Annotated in this window: 16 protein-coding genes; 7 read left to right on the top strand and 9 right to left on the bottom strand. The window is 68.5% G+C overall.

The window, feature by feature from the left end:
- Positions 1-21: 21 nt before the first annotated feature.
- A complete protein-coding gene (locus QQA13_RS12375; RefSeq protein WP_108470842.1) occupies positions 22-516 on the bottom strand; it encodes a hypothetical protein in 495 nt (164 codons plus the stop codon).
- A 139-nt stretch (positions 517-655) separates the two neighbouring features.
- Between QQA13_RS12375 and QQA13_RS12370 the strand changes: the two genes are divergently transcribed.
- Positions 656-1,432 carry a DUF4097 family beta strand repeat-containing protein gene (locus QQA13_RS12370; protein ID WP_108470841.1) on the top strand — a complete coding sequence of 259 codons (777 nt, stop codon included), beginning with the start codon at positions 656-658 and terminating at the stop codon, positions 1,430-1,432.
- 2 nt (positions 1,433-1,434) lie between these two features.
- On the opposite strand, the gene QQA13_RS12365 is transcribed toward QQA13_RS12370, so the two are convergent.
- The 3 genes from QQA13_RS12365 to QQA13_RS12355 are packed head-to-tail and all read right to left on the bottom strand — an operon-like array spanning position 1,435 to position 5,790.
- Positions 1,435-2,553 carry an SLC13 family permease gene (locus QQA13_RS12365; RefSeq protein ID WP_108470840.1) on the bottom strand — a complete coding sequence of 373 codons (1,119 nt, stop codon included), beginning with the start codon at positions 2,551-2,553 and terminating at the stop codon, positions 1,435-1,437.
- Positions 2,554-2,608: 55 nt separating this feature from the next.
- The gene (locus tag QQA13_RS12360; protein ID WP_108470839.1) at positions 2,609-5,092 is read right to left on the bottom strand and encodes an ABC transporter permease; all 2,484 of its coding nucleotides are present in this window, start codon (positions 5,090-5,092) and stop codon (positions 2,609-2,611) included.
- Positions 5,089-5,790 (bottom strand): ABC transporter ATP-binding protein, encoded by a 702-nt coding sequence (locus QQA13_RS12355; protein ID WP_108470838.1) that lies wholly within the window; start codon positions 5,788-5,790, stop codon positions 5,089-5,091. Before QQA13_RS12355 ends, QQA13_RS12360 begins: the two co-directional genes overlap by 4 nt.
- Between QQA13_RS12355 and QQA13_RS12350 the strand changes: the two genes are divergently transcribed.
- The 3 genes from QQA13_RS12350 (at position 5,789) to QQA13_RS12340 (ending at position 8,290) form a co-directional block, all read left to right on the top strand.
- Positions 5,789-6,400 carry an arylesterase gene (locus QQA13_RS12350; RefSeq protein ID WP_108470837.1) on the top strand — a complete coding sequence of 204 codons (612 nt, stop codon included), beginning with the start codon at positions 5,789-5,791 and terminating at the stop codon, positions 6,398-6,400. The genes QQA13_RS12355 and QQA13_RS12350 overlap by 2 nt on opposite strands.
- A 99-nt stretch (positions 6,401-6,499) precedes the next feature.
- Positions 6,500-7,231, top strand: coding sequence for a response regulator transcription factor (locus tag QQA13_RS12345; RefSeq protein ID WP_108470836.1), 732 nt, complete (start codon positions 6,500-6,502; stop codon positions 7,229-7,231).
- Positions 7,232-7,270: 39 nt separating this feature from the next.
- On the top strand, positions 7,271-8,290 hold the full coding sequence (locus QQA13_RS12340; protein WP_108470835.1) for a sensor histidine kinase: 1,020 nt from the start codon (positions 7,271-7,273) through the stop codon (positions 8,288-8,290).
- 45 nt (positions 8,291-8,335) lie between these two features.
- Here the strand turns inward: QQA13_RS12340 and QQA13_RS12335 are convergent, their stop codons facing one another.
- Positions 8,336-9,691, bottom strand: coding sequence for a 3-oxoacid CoA-transferase (locus tag QQA13_RS12335; protein WP_108470834.1), 1,356 nt, complete (start codon positions 9,689-9,691; stop codon positions 8,336-8,338).
- A gap of 155 nt (positions 9,692-9,846) precedes the next feature.
- Between QQA13_RS12335 and QQA13_RS12330 the strand changes: the two genes are divergently transcribed.
- The 3 genes from QQA13_RS12330 to QQA13_RS12320 all read left to right on the top strand — a co-directional run bounded on the left by QQA13_RS12330 (position 9,847) and on the right by QQA13_RS12320 (position 12,861).
- Positions 9,847-10,215: a BlaI/MecI/CopY family transcriptional regulator gene (locus QQA13_RS12330; protein WP_108470833.1), complete on the top strand. Its 369-nt coding sequence runs from the start codon at positions 9,847-9,849 to the stop codon at positions 10,213-10,215.
- Positions 10,205-11,767 (top strand): M56 family metallopeptidase, encoded by a 1,563-nt coding sequence (locus tag QQA13_RS12325; protein ID WP_234411271.1) that lies wholly within the window; start codon positions 10,205-10,207, stop codon positions 11,765-11,767. The genes QQA13_RS12330 and QQA13_RS12325 overlap by 11 nt, the downstream gene beginning before the upstream one ends.
- Before the next feature lie 98 nt (positions 11,768-11,865).
- Positions 11,866-12,861 (top strand): isoaspartyl peptidase/L-asparaginase family protein, encoded by a 996-nt coding sequence (locus tag QQA13_RS12320; protein ID WP_108470831.1) that lies wholly within the window; start codon positions 11,866-11,868, stop codon positions 12,859-12,861.
- Positions 12,862-12,902: 41 nt separating this feature from the next.
- On the opposite strand, the gene QQA13_RS12315 is transcribed toward QQA13_RS12320, so the two are convergent.
- From QQA13_RS12315 to QQA13_RS12300, 4 genes are all read right to left on the bottom strand, one after another.
- Positions 12,903-13,361: a hypothetical protein gene (locus tag QQA13_RS12315; protein WP_108470830.1), complete on the bottom strand. Its 459-nt coding sequence runs from the start codon at positions 13,359-13,361 to the stop codon at positions 12,903-12,905.
- Positions 13,358-14,524 (bottom strand): sialidase family protein, encoded by a 1,167-nt coding sequence (locus tag QQA13_RS12310; protein WP_108470829.1) that lies wholly within the window; start codon positions 14,522-14,524, stop codon positions 13,358-13,360. Before QQA13_RS12310 ends, QQA13_RS12315 begins: the two co-directional genes overlap by 4 nt.
- Before the next feature lie 149 nt (positions 14,525-14,673).
- Positions 14,674-16,932 carry a TonB-dependent receptor gene (locus QQA13_RS12305; RefSeq protein WP_108470828.1) on the bottom strand — a complete coding sequence of 753 codons (2,259 nt, stop codon included), beginning with the start codon at positions 16,930-16,932 and terminating at the stop codon, positions 14,674-14,676.
- Positions 16,933-17,086: 154 nt separating this feature from the next.
- Complete coding sequence (locus QQA13_RS12300) at positions 17,087-17,671, bottom strand: response regulator transcription factor (RefSeq protein ID WP_108470827.1); 585 nt, start codon at positions 17,669-17,671, stop codon at positions 17,087-17,089.
- Between the last annotated feature and the right edge of the window lie 6 nt (positions 17,672-17,677).

The following is a 17,677-nucleotide window of genomic DNA, read 5'->3' as shown; positions in this document are numbered from 1 at the left end:
TCGTGGCGGACTTTCGTGAAGTTACTTGGCCGCCGGCACTGCCTTGTCGGCATGCTGCTGCCAGGCGGCGCGCATCTTCTCGCGCTCGGCACGCATCTTCGCCTCGTTGGTCAGGTTTTCGTCCAGCCCCTTGCGCAGCGTGGCGATGGCCTGGTCGACGTTGGCCGGCTGCGCCTGCAGGCGGGCCAGCCGCTGGTAGACGTAGTCGCGCACACGCGGATCCTGCGACTTCGCCAGCACGTCGTTGTAGACCGACGCCATCTCCTTGCTGCGGCCGGACTGCAGGTACAGCCGCTCCAGGCCGTGCAGGTCGCCGATCACACCGCTGCGCCGGTGGTCGAAGCGGTGCATGCGCATGCCGTGGTCGCGGTCGCCGTGATGCGCGCGCATGTCCTTGCCGGCCATCGCGGACGGGGCCGGCGACGGCGGGGCCGGCGTATTCTGGGCCATCGCGAACGAGGTCGATCCGGCGATCAGCACGGCCAACGCGGAAGCAAGCAGGGTTTTGCGGTGCATGGTGTGTCTCCTCGGTAGGTAGACTGGAGAACGCGGCCGGCGGCGGTACGTTGACGGGCGCGTTCATGCTTCCATCATGCTTGCAACCCTTTAGCCACCGGCCGCATCTCAGGCAGGTCGACCACCCAAGGAGAGTTCCATGCGCCGTCTTTTCACTGCAGCCCTGCTGCTCGCCCCGATCGCCGCCTTCGCCGCCAGCCCGTGCAAGTACGAGGCACCGCGCAATCTGCAGCTCGACCTTGCCGGCGTGCGCAGCGTACAGATCGACGTGCACAGCTACGACCTGCACCTGACCGGCAGCGACCATGCGAAGGAGCTCACCCTCCACGGTCGCGCCTGCGCTTCCGAGCAGGCGGCGCTGGACAAGCTGCAGGTCACCCAGCGACGCGAAGGCGACCAGCTGCTGCTCGACCTCGGCGATGGCGGCGGCTTCAGTGTCAATCTGTTCGGCGGCAATTCCTACACCAGCCTCGACGTCACCGTGCAACTGCCGGCAAACCTGCCGGTCACCGTGCGCGTGGGCTCCGGCGACGCCGACGTCGGCGGCGTGCAGCAGCTGCAGACCAGCGTGGGCTCGGGCGACCTGCACGTGCGCCAGGTGTCCGGCAAGTTCGGCACCAGTGTCGGTTCGGGCGACGTCGATGCCGCCGACGTCGGCAGCCTGGAACTGGGCTCGGTGGGCTCCGGCGACTTCAAGGCGGAAGGCATCAAGGGCGACGCCCGCATCGGCAGCATCGGATCCGGCGACGTCACGCTGCGCAACGTCGGTGGCAGCGTGCATGCCGACACGCTGGGTTCCGGTGACCTCAGGGTGAGCGACGTCGGCGGCGATCTCAGCCTCGGCGCCAAGGGCAGCGGCGACGTCAGCCACTCCGGCGTGAAGGGCAAGGTCAGCGTGCCGCACGACGACGATTGACGTCAGCCCAGCCAGCGCCAGGCGAGGTACACCAATGGCGCACACACCAGCAGGAACGGAATCGATACCAGGTGCAGCAGCCGCAGTCCATGCGGCTGCTTCGCCAGGCGCAGCGCGATCAGGTTCGCCAGCGAACCGATCGCCACGCCGAAGCCGCCCACATTCACCGCCACCGCCAGCGCGATCGCGTCGGGCGTGCGTTCGAGCAGCAGCACCGTCGCCGGCACGTTGCTGATCAGCTGCGAGGCGATGATGCCGCCGGCATACAGCGTCAGCGGTTGGCCGAAGTCGAGCCGGTCCAGCGCCTGGTGCACCAGGGGCAGGTTTGCGAAGTGGCCCAGACCCAGGAAGATCGCGGCGAACGTGAGCAGCAGCAACCAGTCGATCTGCGCCAGGCTCGATCGCGCCAGCAACGCGAACAGCACCAGCAACAGCAGCGCGCCCAGCGGCGCGTGGCCGTATTCCATCATCAGCACCATGCCGAGCAGCGCGACCATCGAACACGCGCCGAGACGGGTCGAAGCCACCATGCCGTCGATCCGTTCCGGGCTCAACGCCACGCGGTCGCGCGGCAGCCACAGCCAGGCGAATGCCGCCACCAGCACGAACATCACCGCCGCGGCCGGCAGCATCGCCGCCGCGAAATGCAGGAACGGCAGTTGCGAGTGCTGCCATAGCAGCAGGTTCTGCGGGTTGCCGATCGGGCTCAGGGTGGAACCCGCGTTCACCGCCAGCGCCTCCAGCACCACCATGCGCAGCACCGGCAGGTTCGAGATGGCGCCGATCGCCAAGGTCAACGGCACGATCAGGAACAGGCTCACGTCGTTGGTCAGCACCATCGACAACAGAGCTGTCGCGGACACCAGCAACAGGCCCAGACTGCGCAGCGAATGCGCGCGCGCCACCACGGCCACCGCCGCATGCTGCACCAGGCCGCTGTCGCGGATGCCCTGGATCGCGATCAGCAGGCCGGTCAGGCCGGCCAGGGTCGGCAACTGCAGCCAGTGCCGATAGCTCGCCAGCGGTTGCGGATCGAGCACCGCCAGCGCGATCGCCAGCGCTGCGAACAGCCACAGCAGCCACTCCTCCCTGAGACGCTGTCGTGTGCGGCTTGCGATCATCGGGAAGTCCGGTGGGGCGTCGGCGTACTTTATCAGCCCGCCCTTCGATGCCGGCTCAACCCTCGCGCAGCAGCCGCATCGGCGGCGTGCGGCTGACCTTGCGCGTACCGGCCAGGCCCAGCAGCATCACCACCAGCGCCGCGCCGATGGCACCGCCGAGCAGCGGCCACAGCGGCGGCACGAAGTGCTCGATGTGGAACACCGCCTGGCCCAGCCACCAGCCCGCGCCGGCGGCACCGAGTGCGGCGGTGAGGCCGGCGACCAGGCCGAGCAGGGCGAATTCGCAGGCGGCGGCCACGCGCAGTTGTGCGCGGCGCGCCCCAAGCGTGCGCAGCAGCGCGGCTTCGTGGCGGCGCTCGGCCGCGCTGGCGGCGAGCGCCGCGGCCAGCACCAGCGCACCGGCGAGCAGGCTGAAGCCGAGGATCCAGCGCACCGCGTTGCCGACCCGGTCGACGATCTCGCGCACGCGGTCGAGCAGCGAGTCGACATCGACCAGGCTGAGGTTGCTGTAGTCGCGCGACAGCTGCGCCAGTTCGGCGGCATGTCCGCGCGGCAGGTGGAAGCTGGCCAGCCAGGTATGCGGCAGTTTGCCGGCGTGGGCCGGGTCGAGCAGCAGGAAGAAGTTGACCCGGAACGAGCTCCAGTCGACCTTGCGGATACTGCTGACCTTGGCGTCGATGCGGCCTTCGCCCACGTCGAAACTCAGCGTGTCGCCCAGCTTCAGCGCGAACATGTCGCGCCACATGGTGTCGATCGATACCTCGGCCTGGGCCGGCTGCGGACCCTGCCAGCGGCCGGCGACCACTTCGTTCGCGGGCGGCAGCTCGGCGGACCAGGACAGCCGCAGCTGGCGGTCGGCCCAGTCCTTCGCGCGCTCGTCGGCGAAGGCGAGCTGGTCGATCGGGCGGCCGTTGATCGCGGTGAGCTTGCCGACCGCCAGCGGCAGCATGTTCAGCTGGTCGCCGCCGGCCCTGGCCAGCGCCTGCTCGAAGCCGGCACGCTGGTCGTCCTGCAGGTTCAACGCGAACCAGTTCGGCGTGTCCGCCGGCAGCTCCTGGCGCCAGCCCTGCAGCAGCGCCGGCGCCACCACCGCCAGCAACAACAGCGCGCACAGGCCCAGGCTGAGCGCGGTGGCCTGGATCACGCTCAGCGCAGGCCGTCGCGCCAGCGCGGCGAGACCGAGGCGCAACGCCGGGTGCGCACCGGGCGCGATGCGCCGGGCCAGCCACAGCAGCGCGCCGGCCAGCAGCGCCGCGATCAGCGCCACACCGAGCAGGCTGGCGGCGAGGATGCCGGCCAGGGTGAGCGAACTGCTCTGGCTCCAGATCAGGCCCAGCGCTACCAGCGCGGGGATCAGGTACAGCGCATCGAAACGCCGCACGCGTCGCTGCATGCTCTGGCGAAATACGGCAACCGGAGCGACCTCGGCCAGCCGCGCCAGCGGCGGCAGCGCGAAGCCGACCAGCACGGCGGTGCCCATCGCGGCGGCGGCGAACGAGGGCGCCAGCGGCAGCACGGTCGGCACGTTGCCGAACAGCTGGCTGGCCAGCAGCCAAGCCAGCTGCGCCAGTCCCAACGCGAGCAGTACGCCAAGTGCCGTCGCCGGCACGGCGAGCGCACCCAGCGTGCCCAGCAGCAGCCCCAGCACGCGTCGACGTGACATGCCCAGCGCGCGCAGCAACGCCACTTCGGTGGTCTTGCGCCGCGCGTAGCGCTGCGCGGACAACGCGATCGCGATGCCGGCCAGCAGCGCCGAGAGCAGGGCGGTCAGGCGCAGGAACGCACCGGCGCGGTCGAACGAGGTGCGCATGCGTTCCTGGGTCTGTTCCGGGGTGATCAGCTGGGCGCCTTGCGGCAGCGCGGTCGTCTGCGCCCAGTCGCGCCAGGCCTGCACCGCGGCCGGTGTACCGGCCAGCAGCAGGCGATGGCGGGCGCGGCTGCCGGTGCCGAGCAGTCCGGCCTGTTCGGCATCGGCCAGGCTCATCAGCGCGCGTGGCGCCAGCGCCAGCAGCTCGCCGCCATCGGGCTGGCGCAGCAGTTCGGCGGCGATGGTCAGCTCGCGTCCGCCCAGTTGCAGCGGCTGCCCGACCTTGAGGCCCAGCGCGACCAGCGCACGATGGTCGAGATAGACCTCGCCCGCGGCCGGGGCGTGGCCGTTGCGCGTGCGGCCGGCGGCATCGCGCAGTTCCAGCTTGCCGCGCAGCGGATAGGCCGCATCGACCGCCTGCACGTCGAGCAACTGGGTCTGCTCATGCGCGAACGCCACGCTGGGGAAGCCGGCGGTACGGGCGAGTTGCAGGCCATCCTGGCGCGCCTTGTCGACGAACGCTTCCGGCAGCGCCTGCGGCGACGACACGCCGACGTCGCCGCCGATCAGTTCGGCGGCGCTGGCCAGCATGCCGCGTTCGATCCGCGTCGCCAGCGTGGCGACCACGCCCAGCGCCACCACCGCCAGCACCAGCGAGGCGGCCAGCGTGCGCAGTTCCGGCAGGTGCCATTCGCGGCGCAGGCTGCGCAGGGCGAGCAGCAGCATCTTCATGCCTGCGCGTCCGCGCCGGACGCTACGACGCGACCCTCTTCCAGCTCGATCCGGCGGTCGCACCGCGCGGCCAGGGTCGCATCGTGGGTGACCAGCACCAGGGTGGTGTGGTGGTCGCGGTTCAGCGCGAACAGCAGGTCGCAGATGTGGTGGCCGGTGCGCTGGTCGAGGTTGCCGGTGGGTTCGTCGGCGAACAGCACGCGCGGGCCGTGCACGAACGCACGGGCGATCGCCACGCGCTGCTGCTCGCCGCCGGACAACTGGGCCGGATAGTGCCGCCGCCGCGCGCCCAGGCCAACGGCGTCGAGCGCGTCGCGTGCGCGCGAACGCGCCGCGCTGCTGCCCTCCAGCTCCAGCGGCAGCATCACGTTCTCCTCGGCGGTGAGCGCGGGCAGCAGGTGGAACGACTGGAAGACGAAGCCGACCAGTTTTCTGCGCAGGTCGGCACGGGCCTCCTCGTCCAGCAGCTGCAGCGCATGGCCGTCCAGCGCGATGCTGCCGTCGTCCGGCGTGTCCAGTCCGGCCAGCAGGCCGAGCAGGGTGGTCTTGCCGGAACCGGAGGCGCCGACGATGGCGAAGCTCTCGCCCGGCCGCACCTGCAGGCTGACCCGGCTGAGGATCTCCAGTCTCCCTTCGGGGCCGTTGACCGACTTGCTAACATCGCAGGCTTCAAGAAGAGGCCGGGAAGAATCGCTCATGCGTCGATGCCTGTGGTGGCTGGTTTTTCTGTGCGGCATCGGCAGCGCCCAGGCGGCGGCGCCGAAAACCGTGCTGGTGCTGGGTGATTCGTTGTCCGCCGCGCACAACATCCCGGTCGAGGCCGGCTGGGTGCATCTGCTGGATGCGCGCCTCAACCAGATGGTGCCGAAGTGGACCGCGATCAATGCCAGCATCAGCGGCGAGACCTCGCTGAGCGGGCGCAACCGCCTGCCCGCGCTGCTGGCGAAGTACCGGCCCGAGGTGCTGGTGCTGGAGCTGGGCGCCAACGACGGCCTGCGCGGCCTGCCGCTGCCGGCGCTGCGCAACAACCTCGACGCGATGATCCGCATCGCGCAGCAAGCGAAGGTACGCGTGCTGCTGGTCGGCATCGAGCTGCCGGTGAACTACGGCCCGCGCTACCGCGACGGCTTGCGCGCGATCTACGCGGAACTGGCGCAGAGCCGCCACGTCGCCCTGGTGCCGTTCCTGCTCGAAGGCGTCGCGCTCGACCCCGCGTTGATGCAGGACGACGGCCTGCATCCGGTGGCTGCCGCCCAGCCGCGGGTGCTGGCTACCGTATGGAAGCCGTTGCGACCGTTGCTGCATTGAAACCGAACCGGTTCTGAACCGTCATCGCCGGCTTTCACGCGGCCGTCACTTGCGCGCCGGTTATCTCTTCACATATGTGAAGCCACGGAGGTAAGGACGATGACCGTACATGATGAACAGGCGGGATTGATCCTGCTGGTCGAGGACAACCGCCAGATTGCCGAGATGATCGGCGAATTCCTGGAGCGGCGTGGCTATTCGGTGGATTACGCCGCCGACGGCGTGAGCGGGCTGCACCTGGCGGTGTCCAACAGCTACGACGTGCTGGTGCTGGACCTGATGCTGCCGGGCCTGGACGGGCTGGAGGTCTGCCGCAAGCTGCGCCGGGAAGCCAAGAAAGCCACCCCGGTGCTGATGCTGACCGCCCGCGACACGCTGGAGGACAAGCTGGCCGGGCTCGAGGCCGGTGCCGACGATTACCTGGTCAAGCCGTTCGAGGTGCGTGAGCTGGAAGCGCGGCTGCGCGCACTGATCCGCCGCGACCGCCGCCAGGTATCCACCGAGGTGCTCACCGTGGGCGACATGACGCTGGATACGGCCACCTTGCGGCTGACCCGCGACGGCCAGGAACTGACCGTGTCGCCGATCGGCCTGAAGCTGCTGGCGATCCTGATGCGCGAGTCGCCGCGAGTGGTCAGCCGGCGCGATATCGAGCGCGAGATCTGGGGTGATACGCTGCCCGATTCGGACACCCTGCGCTCGCACCTGTACAACCTGCGCCGGGTCATCGACAAACCTTTCGCGCGACCCCTGTTACACACCATCCATTCGGCAGGTTATCGTCTCGCGGATCTCGAATCGGAAGTGGCCTCTTCGCCCCAGATGGCCTGAGCAACGATCACCGCGCATACAGGTAGGCGCACGCAGTTAATGGATAGCAGGGTCAACGCGGTCACGTTCCGGGTGGGTGCCTTCCGCCGGCGCGTCGCGTGGGTGTTCGCCCTGCAGTTCCTGATCGTGGTGATCGTCTGCATCCTGGGCATCTACAACGTCGCGCACACCGCGGTGGTGATTGCGGTGATCGTGCTCACCACCGCATTCGCCTGGCTCGCACTGCGACGCGAGTGGCGGCCGGTGCGCACGCTGGCCCGCATGGTGAACCGCTGGGACGGCCAGCAGCTGGACCCGGAATCATTGAACCTGGACCAGTGGTCCGCCAGTACCGATGCCGACGTGGCTTCGCTGGCGCAGGGGCTGCACGGCTTCGCCACGCGCCTGGCCAGCTACAACCAGCGCGAGCGCAATTTCACCCGCGACGCCAGCCACGAGCTGCGCAGCCCGCTCACCGTGATCAAGATGTCGGTGGACATGCTGGCCGAGGAGGATGGCCTCAGTGACTTCGGCGTGCGCTCGGTGCGCCGGATCAAGCGCGCCGCCCGCGAGATGGAGGTGCTGGTGGACGCGCTGCTGATCCTTGCGCGCGAGACCGACAGCGCGGCCGACGACCAATATTTCATCGTCAACGATGCGTTGCGCAAGGAATTGGACTTCGCCCGCGAGCTGCTCGCCGGCCGCCCGATCGAGCTGCTGCTGGAGGAGCCTGCCCACTTCGCGCTGCAGGGTTCGCCGCAGGCATTCTCGGTGCTGTGCTGGCAGCTGATCCGCAATGCCTGTCAGCAGACCGAGCAGGGCAGCGTGGTGGTCTGCGTGCTGCCCGGCGTAGTCAGCGTGCGCAATCGGGCCGCGCCGCAGCTGCCCGGCGGCGATGGCCGCCCGGTACGCGTGCGGAGCGCGGACCGGCACGGTTTCGAGCTGGCCATCGCCCAGCGGATCAGCGACCGGTTTGCCTGGCCGCTGGAACTGCAGACGGGCCAGGGCCAGGAAAACATCGCCCGCATCCGCTTCCCGCATCCGCTGCCGGTCGAGGCAGCGGCGGAATCCGCCGTGTAGGGCGGGCACGGCCCGCCGGTTCTTTCGATTCCGCAGCGCCAGGCATCAACCGGCTTGCAGCGCCACCGTGAATGCGCAGCCGGTCTTCGCCTTCACTTCGTCCAGCGTCACGCCGTCGTTGAGTTCGATCAGGGTCAGGCCCTTGCCTTTCTCCACCGCGAACACGCACAGGTCGGTGATGATCAGGTCCACCACCTGCTTGCCGGTCAGTGGCAGGTCGCAGGCGTCCTTGATCTTCGGTGAGCCATCCTTCGCGTTGTGCTCCATCAGCACCACCACTCGCTTGACGCCGCTGACCAGGTCCATCGCGCCGCCCGGGCCCTTGACCATCTTGCCCGGGACCATCCAGTTGGCCAGATCGCCGTGCGCGGAGACTTCCAGCCCGCCCAGGATCGACAGGTCGATGTGGCCGCCGCGGATCATCGCGAACGACTCGGCGCTGGAGAAGAAGCTGGAGCCGGGCAGGGTGGTGATGGTCTGCTTGCCGGCGTTGATCAGGTCGGGATCGAGCTGGTCCTCGGTCGGGAATGGGCCGATGCCGAGCAGGCCGTTCTCCGACTGCAGGGTGACGCTGACGCCGTCGGGGATGTAGTTCGCCACCATGGTGGGAATGCCAATGCCCAGGTTCACGTAGAAGCCGTCCTGCAGCTCCTGCGCGGCGCGTTTGGCCATGGCCACGCGGATCGGGCTTTCCTTCGCACCGACCACGCCGGCGAGCGTGCGGAACTCGATGCGCTTCTCGTACTTCGCGCCCTGCACGATGCGGTCGACGTAGATGCCCGGCACGTGGATGTTGTTCGGGTCCAGCTCGCCCACCGGCACCAGGTGTTCCACCTCGGCCACGCAGATCTTGCCGCAGGTGGCGATCATCGGGTTGAAGTTGCGTGCGGTCTCGCGGAACACCAGGTTGCCGTGGGCGTCGCCCTTCCACGCCTTCACGATCGACAGGTCCGCCGTGATCGACTCCTCCAGCACGTATTCCTTGCCACCGAACACCTTGGTTTCCTTGCCCTCGGCCAGCTTGGTGCCGAACGCGGTGCGCGTGTAGAAACCGGGGATACCGGCGCCACCGGCGCGCAGCTTCTCCGCCAGCGTGCCCTGCGGGGTCAGGTGCAGTTCGAGTTCACCGGCCAGCACCTGGCGCTCGAATTCCTTGTTCTCGCCCACGTAGGACGCGTACACGCGCTTGACCTGGTGTGTCTTCAGCAGCGGGCCCATGCCGAAATCATCCACGCCGGCGTTGTTGCCGACGATGGTCAGGCTCTTGGTACCGGCCTCCAGCAGTGCGCCGATCAGGTTCTCGGGGATGCCGCACAGGCCGAAACCGCCGGCGGCGATGGTCATGCCGTCGAACAACAGGCCGTCAAGGGCTTTCGCCGCGCTCGGATAAACCTTGTCCATTGCCGTGCCTTTCTCATGGAGAGTCAGCTGCCAAGGATACGACGGATTGACGCCGGCCGGCCTTGTACCAAGGTCGCAGATGCGCAGACACATGGCTTGACGCAATCAATTACGCGTGTAAACATTAATTCACTTACACATGTAAACGGTGACTCATGGCGATCAGCGAAGCCGAAGCGGTAGTGATGGACGTGCTCTGGCGCGAGGCGCCGCGCACGGCCGAGGAGATCCTGGCCGAAGTCGGCCCGGCGCAGGGCTGGCAGGAAGGCACGGTGAAGTCGCTGCTCAACCGCCTGCTGCGCAAGAAGGCGGTGCATGCCGAACGCGACGGCCGCCGTTACCTCTACACACCGCTGCTGGCGCGCGAGCAATACGTGCAGCAGGAAAGCAAGGGCCTGCTCGACCGCCTGTTCGGCGGCCGCGTGGCGCCGCTGGTGGCGCACTTCTCCGAACAGCGCAAGCTCACGAAGAAGGACATCGCCGAACTGCGCAAGCTGCTGAAGGAGCTAGATGATGAGCAGTGAGCTGGCCGCAATCGACTGGCTAGGCCGCGGCTGGCTGCTGCTGCTCGCGTTCACCGCGGCGGTGCTGCTGGTCGCCGCGCTGCGCAGGCCATGCCGCCGACTGTTCGGCACCGAGCGGGCGTTCCAGCTGTGGCTGCTGCCGCCGCTGGCGATGCTGGCCAGCCAGTTGCCGCATGTGGCTGAAGCACCGGTCGTGGTGTTGTCGCCGGTGGTGATTGCGATCACCTCGGCGGCGGCCGCATTGCCCGGGTACGCGGTCCAATCCGGTGCCATCGACTGGCGCGTCCTTGCCGTGCTCGCCTGGGTCACCGGCAGCGTGTGCAGTCTGTTGCTGGCCGCGCTTGTGCAGCAGCGCTACCGCCGCTGTCTGCGCGGAGCCACCGCCGTGAATGTCTCCTCGTCGCGCTGGCCCGTGTTGCGTGCCGTCGGTACGGATGTCGGCCCGGCGCTGGTCGGCGCCTGGCGCACGCACATCGTGTTGCCGGCAGACTTCGAGCAGCGCTACGACGCCAACGAACGCGCGCTGATCCTCGCTCACGAGACCGCGCATGCGCGCCGCCATGATGGCTGGTGGTGCCTGTTCGCGCAGGTGGCGGTCGCGCTGTTCTGGTTTCATCCGCTGGCCTGGTGGGCGCTTGCCGCACTTCGCCACGACCAGGAACTGGCCTGCGACGCCGCCGTGCTGCGCGAACACGGCGAGCAGCGGCGCAGTTATGCGAACGCGATGCTGAAGACCCAGTCGGCCGCGTTCGCGCTGCCGGTGGGGTGTACCTGGTCCCCCCGTCATCCACTCACGGAGCGTATTGCCATGTTGAAACTGCCTTCGCCAAATCGCCTGCGCCGGAACGTCGGAACGATCGCCGGCTTTGCACTCGCCATTGCCGTGGCCGGTTCGGTTTATGCCGCCAGTGCGCCGCAAGCAGAGCGCATGGCCTGGAAGGTCCAGGCAGATCATGCGACCTGGAAGGTCCGGGGTCCGGAGTACCAGCTGGACATGCAGGTCGAGCTGTCGACTGATGATGGTCACAAGGGTGAGGCCCAGAGCGTGGCGCTTGCGTTGTGCGTGGTACCGGGCAAGACAGCAGTGGCGAACGTGGGCAGCTTGATGGTGCAGGCGACCCCCGTTGCTGTTGGCGACCGACAGGTGCGTATCGACCTTGCCGTGGGCAACACAGGCGCCTCACCGCTTGCGCGCAGTCAACTGCTTGGCACGCTCGGCCAGAAGTTGCACGCCGAAGGTACCGGAGTCGACGGAATACATGCATACGTCATCGACGTCACGCCGCAGGCTGGCTGTCCGGCGCGAGCGATTGCCGAAGCTTCCCCGGTCAAGGTCACCGAGCACGTCACCAACGGCACGGCGCGTGCCGTGGCGGAATCGATAGCGGCAAAGGCGGGCTGGACGCTCGTCAACCCGGACGCGCTGGGTGCTGCCCCGGTCACGCTGTCGTTCAACGAGATGCCTGCGGGCACGGCATTGCAGCGGGTGGCCGACCTTGCCGGCATGAAGCTGGTGCTGGACGGCAAGCGGGTACGCTTCGCGCCCAAGTGAGCAACCGGACACCGGTATACTCGTGCCGTTGTCCGGAGAACGCCCACGTGAGACCGCACCACCTGTTGCTTGCCCTTGCTGCCTTCGGGATCACCGCCATGAGCCACGCCGCCGTCTCGCCCGTGCTGGTGATCCACGGCGGCGCCGGCGTGATCAAGCGCGACATGACGCCGGCGAAGGAGCAGGCGGTACGCGCGGCGATGACGCAGGCGTTGCAGAAAGGCTACGTCGAGCTCAAGGCGGGCAAGCCAGCGCTGGATGCGGTGGCTGCGGCGATCACCGTGCTCGAGGACGATCCGAATTTCAATGCCGGCAAGGGTGCGGTGTTCACCCATGACGGTACCAACGAGCTGGATGCGGCGATCATGGACGGCAACACGCTGCGTGCTGGCGCGGTGGCCGGGGTGCAGCGGGTAAAGAACCCGATCCTGTTGGCGCGCGCGGTGATGGAACATTCGCCACACGTAATGCTGTCCGGCGCCGGTGCCGAGGCCTTCGCGAAGGAGCAGGGCATCACCCTGGTCGATCCCTCATACTTCCGCACCGAAGCACGCTGGCAGCAGCTGCAGAAGGCGCTGAAGGAGGATGCCGCGAAGCAGCCGCATGCGGACGTCGAGACGGCCAAACACTTCGGCACGGTCGGCGCGGTGGCGCTGGACGCACAGGGCCGCCTGGCCGCCGGCACCTCCACCGGCGGGATAACCGACAAGCGCTGGGGCCGCATCGGCGATTCGCCGATCATCGGTGCCGGCACCTATGCCAATAGCGGCTGCGCGGTCTCCGGCACCGGCTGGGGCGAGTTCTACATCCGCACCGTGGCCGCGCATGAAATTTGCATGAAAGTGACCCAGATGCGCGTGCCGCTGAAGCGTGCCGCCGCCGAGGTGATCAACCAGGAAATCCCCTCGATGGGGGGCAACGGCGGTGCGATCGCGCTGGACGCGCAAGGCCACATCTCGATCCCGTTCAACACCGACGGCATGTACCGCGGCTGGATCGGCGCCGACGGCGTGCCGCACGTGGCGCTCTACGGCGACGAGGACGACGGCACCGCCGAGCTGCCGGCGCCGGCCGACAGCGTCGCGCAGCCCTGAGGTCTGCACGGTGGCGGGGCAAGGCGGCGGGCGCTGTCCGCCTACAAAATTTTGTGCAGCTGCGCCGGCGTCAGCGCGCCGCTGATGCCCAGGCGGCTGCCGTCGGCGCGGATCACCAGCACCCGCGGTGTCTCGCCGCCCCAGTTCGGGTCGAGCAGGAAGTTGGTGCGTTCGGGTGAGGCCTCGGCGTAGGCGCGCGCGGGATAGACGTCCATCTTCATGCTGTGCAGGCGCGCCTCGATCGCCGTGCGCAACGCAATGCTGTCGGTCGTCACGGTGACCAGTTCAAGCTCGTGCGGATGGGCACGCTGCAATGTCGCGAGCGCTTCGAGGTTCGGCTCGCAGTAGGCGCAGTCGAGCGACCACAGCGCGAGGATGCGCGTGCCGTGCGCCGGCGGCTGCAGCAGGGCGGCAACATCGGTGGCGGCCAGCGGCTGCAGCGTGCCGGCACAGGCCAGCGCCGGCAGCCACAGGGCGAAAGCGAGCAGCAGGCGCTTCATCGTGGTACCTCGACCAGGCGGAAGCCGGCGGCGGTGTTCCAGGCCACGAACGCACGGCCCTGTTTCAGCAGCAGCTGCGGCGAACCCACCGCACCGCTGCTATGGGAGATGTCGCGGGGCGCGTCGAAGTGTGCGCCATCGTCGGTCGAGCGGCGCAGCATCAGCGTGTAGCCGTCGGCACCGACCTGGTTCCACACCACCCACACGGTGCGCCCGTGCACGGCCACGTCGGCGTGGCTGGCGCCGCTACCGGCGATCGCCAGCGCATGTTTCGGTGCATGGCCGGGATCGAGCTGGCCGTACCGGATCGTGGGCTGGCCCTTCGCCTCGTACCACACGGCGTGGCGGATGCCGTCGGTGCCGATCGCCAGGCCGGGCCCGTGGTGCGGGCAGCCGGCGATCTGCCAGTCGCTGAAGGTGGCGCGCGCGACCCGGCTGGCCTGGCCGTCCGTACGCAACACGGCATACGCGTGGTCGCGGATGTTGTCGCCGTAGATGCCGCGGAAGAACGCGGCGACTTCGCCATCGGGCATGCGCGCCAGCGCGATGCGGCAGCATTCGCAGCTCTGGTCGACCAGCTTGCGTTCGGGCACGAAGCTCTTGCCGCCGTCGTCCGACCAGCTGTAGTAGATCGCGGCGCCCAGGTACGGCTTGCCGGCGGCGGTGGCGGCGATCAGGTCGCGCTTGTCGATCCAGGCGATCACGATGCGGCCCTTGCCATCCACCGCCAGTGCATCAAAGCGGTGGGTGATCTCGGCGCGGTCGTGGTGCACGGTCAATGGGGCGCTGAAGTGTTCGCCGCGATCGGTCGAACGGGCGAAACGTACGAAGCCGGTCCACGGTGCGGCGCGCGGTTGCGACCAGCTCACGTAGATTTCGTCGTGTGGCCCGAACGCGATCTTCGGGCGGTTCTCGCCCTCGGCGTAGATTCGTTCGGCCGTGGCGTTCACCTCGACCGGTGCGCTCAGCGTGCGGCCGTCGTCGTCGGAATGGCGCAGCCGCACGTGGTCATCGGCTGCATCCACCAGCCACAGCCGGCCGTGGCTGTCGAACGCCGCGCTGGCGCCCAGCTCGGGGCCTTTCGGCATCTCCATGCGCATGCCGTCGTGCGCCAGCAGCGCGGGTGACAGCAGGCAGAACAGGGTAAACAGCAGGTGGCGCATGAGTGTTCCTCGGGCTTCGCTCCTCCCCCTGCAGGCAGGGGGAGGTTGGGAGGGGGTGAAGCTTTTGACTTTGCGATCAAGAGCGACCCCACCCCAACCCTCCCCTGCGAGCAGGGGAGGGAGTAGTGCGCGCAGGGCTTGGCAGCTTTTCACAGCTCCCAGCGCAGCTCGCCGAACCAGGTGCGGCCGGCGTAGGGATGGTAGACCCAGTACTGCTCGTTGGTGAGGTTGTCGACGCCGAGCGCGGCGGTCCAGCCCGGTGCGAACTTCCAGCGCAGTTTCGCGTCGGCCACGGTGAAGCGGCTGACCGCGCCGTAAGTATCCATGTAGTCGCTGTTGTCCAGCGTGCCGTACTGGCGGCCGGAGTGGCGGATGCCGAGCGAGGCGTCCCACTGCGGTGCGAAACGGTAATCGGCGAACACGCTGGCGCGGACTTTCGGCATGCGCGGGAAGGTCTTGCCGTTGGCCAGCGGGTACTGGTGATCCTGCAGCGTCTTCGCGTCATTGAGGGCGAGGCTGGTCTGCAGGTCGAGGCCGTCCAGCCAGAGGTCGGTGAGGGCAAGCTCGCCCTCGATGCCGCGGCTGCGCATCCTGTCGATGTTCTGCACGCTGGTGACGGTGGGGCTGACGGTGATGTCGGTCTGCGAGTACAGCGAGTCGGCGATGCGGTCCTGGTACAGCGAGACTCGCCAGTGGCCGTGCTCCAGGTGGCGGGTCAGGGTGAGGTCGGTGGACTCGTCGGTCTCGGGTTTCAGCGCGGGGTTGTTGTTGACGATCGCGTTGGCCGACAGGCTGCCCTGGAACAGCTCGGTCACTGTCGGGTAACGCACGGCCTTGCCGTAGGCCAGGCGCAGCTCCCAGTCGTCGGCGAAATCCCAGCTCAGCGCCGCCTTGGGCGAGAAGTCGGTGCGTCGGCGATCGGCATAACGCAGGGTGTCGACCGCATTCGCGCGCAGGCCGCCGTAGGCGCGCCATTGCTCCAGCCGGCCGCCGAGGGTCAGCGCCCAGGCGTCGGCGAAGCTCCACACGTCCTGCAGGTACAGTGCGCGGGTCTGCGTGCGGCCAGCAAACGCGCTGACCTGTGCACCGTCGGCATCGCCGAGCCAGCTGCTGGCGTTGCGCACGCGGCTGTCCAGCACGTAGCGGTCGCCGTGCATGCCGGCGTAGAGCATGTGGCGCTCGCCGAGCGGTCCGGAACTGCGCAGGTCGAGCGTGTTCCAGCCGGAGCCGGCCTTGTCGGCGATCGTGCCGGGTCCGCCGCTGGGCCTGCCGGGTTCGGCCAGGTTGGCCGTGGCAGCCTGCGAGCGCAGGAAGTCGTAGTGGCTGGCCACCGCGGTCCAGCGCCAGCCGTTGTCGAGGTGGCCGTTCAGCTCGACGCCGTACAGCAGGTGGGTGTCGCTGGCCGAGGAGGGTGCCAGACCGCTGGCGGGCAGCGTCCAGGTCTGCCCGGCGGCGCTGATCGTGCCGGCGGCGACCGGGTGGCCGGCGGCATCGCGGATCAGGCTGCGGGTGCGGTCCTCGGCGCGGTTGTGCCACCAGCCCACGGTGAACAGCGCGGCGACGTGATCGGTGATATCCACGCCGACCTTCAGCTTGGCCTGGTCCTGCACCGTGTGTTCGATGCTGTTGGCGCCGTACACCAGTCGCGGCGAGCCGTTCGGGTTGTGGTCCAGCACGGCGCCGCTGACCGGCACCGCCGCGGCCGCATTACCGCCGGCCTTGGCGGTGGCGTATTGCATCGGCTGGCCATGGTTGTCGAGCCGGCTGAGTTCCAGCAGCCAGCTGAAGCGCCCCTGCTTGTCGCCCAGCGTGGCGGCGGCCTGATGGCCGCTGTAGTGGCCGCCGGCGCCATACGCGTCATGGTAGTCCTGGCTGAAGAACTGGGTGCTCGCGCTGGCGGTGAACTGCTGCGGCAGCACGGTGTGGATCAGCACGGTGCTGCCCAGCGAGTTGCCCGGATAAAGCGCGGAATAGGGGCCGTACAGGATGTCGACCGCACCGATTTCCTCGGGCGCCACCATGCCCCAGCGCGGCGCGCCGTCCCAGCCGTTGGTCATCAGGTTGGAGAGCAGCAGGCCGTCGGCGTAGACCAGGCTGCGCGCGCTCTGCAGGGTGCCGGCGTTGCGGCCGCTGACCACCGCGTTGGGATCGCCGATGTAGCGCTTGCGCACTTGCATGTTCGGCGCGTACTTCAGTGCATCGGCGCTTTCGGTGAGGTTCTGCTGCTGCAGTTTCTGCCGCCGGATGCGTACCTGCACGCTGGGCGTTTCCATCACCATAGTGTCGCTGGCGTGCACCGAGACCGGGGCGAGCGTGGTGGTGGCGGGAGCGGGTTCATCGGCGGCCAGCAGCGGGCTGGCGGACACGGCGAGTGCGACTGCACAAAGGCCGAGCGGTAGGGTGTTCAAGACGACACTCTGGATGGGGATCTAGGGTTGCAAGGATAGTCCGCTGCCATGCGCGCGACAGATGGCGCGTTGTCGCAGCGGGGTTCGCCGATGGGATGCGCGGACATGCCAAAAGGTGCCCGATCCGGGATGCGCTTCTATACGTGGCGCCAGCTCACTCTTCGCGGTCAGGGCGTTCGCGTACCGGGTGCTTGCTCAATTTGCGCTGCAGCGTGCGGCGGTGCATGCCGAGGCGGCGGGCGGTCTCGGAAATGTTGCCGTCGCATTCGGTGAGCACGCGCTGGATGTGCTCCCACTCCAGCCGACGCAGCGCCAGTGGTTGTTCGGGAGCGTCCGGCAGGTCGTTGTCGTCGATCTCGTTGTCGCCGTCGAGCAGGGCGCGCACCACGGCGTCGGCGTCGACCGGCTTGGCCAGGTAATCGTGGGCGCCGCGCTTGATCGCCTCCACCGCGGTGGCAATCGAGGCGTAGCCGGTCAGCAGCAGTACGCGCAGGTCCGGCACCAGGGTGTGCAGCTCGGGGATCAGGCGCAGGCCGTTCTCCTCGCCCAGTTTCAAGTCGAGCACGCAGTAGCGCGGGTTGTGCCGGCGCGTCAGCGCACGCGCCTCGTCGAAGGTGCTGGCGGTGATCACCTCGAAACCGCGCGAGCCGAGCGCACGTGCCAGCACGCGCAGGAAGGTGGTGTCGTCGTCGACCAGCAGCAGCGGGCGCGCCGTGACGGCATGGGGCAACTCGGTCATCGGCTA

This window comes from Rhodanobacter thiooxydans, assembly GCF_030291135.1.
Taxonomy (GTDB): domain Bacteria; phylum Pseudomonadota; class Gammaproteobacteria; order Xanthomonadales; family Rhodanobacteraceae; genus Rhodanobacter; species Rhodanobacter thiooxydans_A.
This window is presented reverse-complemented; position numbering and strand designations above follow the sequence as displayed.

What these genes read in the sequence shown, in the direction of transcription:
- QQA13_RS12360 (WP_108470839.1), bottom strand. Translation starts at nt 5,092, where the DNA reads ATGAAGATGCTGCTGCTCGCCCTGCGCAGCCTGCGCCGCGAATGGCAC.
- QQA13_RS12340 (WP_108470835.1), top strand. Translation starts at nt 7,271, where the DNA reads ATGGATAGCAGGGTCAACGCGGTCACGTTCCGGGTGGGTGCCTTCCGC.
- QQA13_RS12330 (WP_108470833.1), top strand. Translation starts at nt 9,847, where the DNA reads ATGGCGATCAGCGAAGCCGAAGCGGTAGTGATGGACGTGCTCTGGCGC.
- QQA13_RS12365 (WP_108470840.1), bottom strand. Translation starts at nt 2,553, where the DNA reads ATGATCGCAAGCCGCACACGACAGCGTCTCAGGGAGGAGTGGCTGCTG.
- QQA13_RS12315 (WP_108470830.1), bottom strand. Translation starts at nt 13,361, where the DNA reads ATGAAGCGCCTGCTGCTCGCTTTCGCCCTGTGGCTGCCGGCGCTGGCC.
- QQA13_RS12350 (WP_108470837.1), top strand. Translation starts at nt 5,789, where the DNA reads ATGCGTCGATGCCTGTGGTGGCTGGTTTTTCTGTGCGGCATCGGCAGC.
- QQA13_RS12345 (WP_108470836.1), top strand. Translation starts at nt 6,500, where the DNA reads ATGACCGTACATGATGAACAGGCGGGATTGATCCTGCTGGTCGAGGAC.
- QQA13_RS12355 (WP_108470838.1), bottom strand. Translation starts at nt 5,790, where the DNA reads ATGAGCGATTCTTCCCGGCCTCTTCTTGAAGCCTGCGATGTTAGCAAG.
- QQA13_RS12320 (WP_108470831.1), top strand. Translation starts at nt 11,866, where the DNA reads ATGAGCCACGCCGCCGTCTCGCCCGTGCTGGTGATCCACGGCGGCGCC.
- QQA13_RS12325 (WP_234411271.1), top strand. Translation starts at nt 10,205, where the DNA reads ATGAGCAGTGAGCTGGCCGCAATCGACTGGCTAGGCCGCGGCTGGCTG.
- QQA13_RS12310 (WP_108470829.1), bottom strand. Translation starts at nt 14,524, where the DNA reads ATGCGCCACCTGCTGTTTACCCTGTTCTGCCTGCTGTCACCCGCGCTG.
- QQA13_RS12375 (WP_108470842.1), bottom strand. Translation starts at nt 516, where the DNA reads ATGCACCGCAAAACCCTGCTTGCTTCCGCGTTGGCCGTGCTGATCGCC.
- QQA13_RS12300 (WP_108470827.1), bottom strand. Translation starts at nt 17,671, where the DNA reads ATGACCGAGTTGCCCCATGCCGTCACGGCGCGCCCGCTGCTGCTGGTC.
- QQA13_RS12370 (WP_108470841.1), top strand. Translation starts at nt 656, where the DNA reads ATGCGCCGTCTTTTCACTGCAGCCCTGCTGCTCGCCCCGATCGCCGCC.
- QQA13_RS12335 (WP_108470834.1), bottom strand. Translation starts at nt 9,691, where the DNA reads ATGGACAAGGTTTATCCGAGCGCGGCGAAAGCCCTTGACGGCCTGTTG.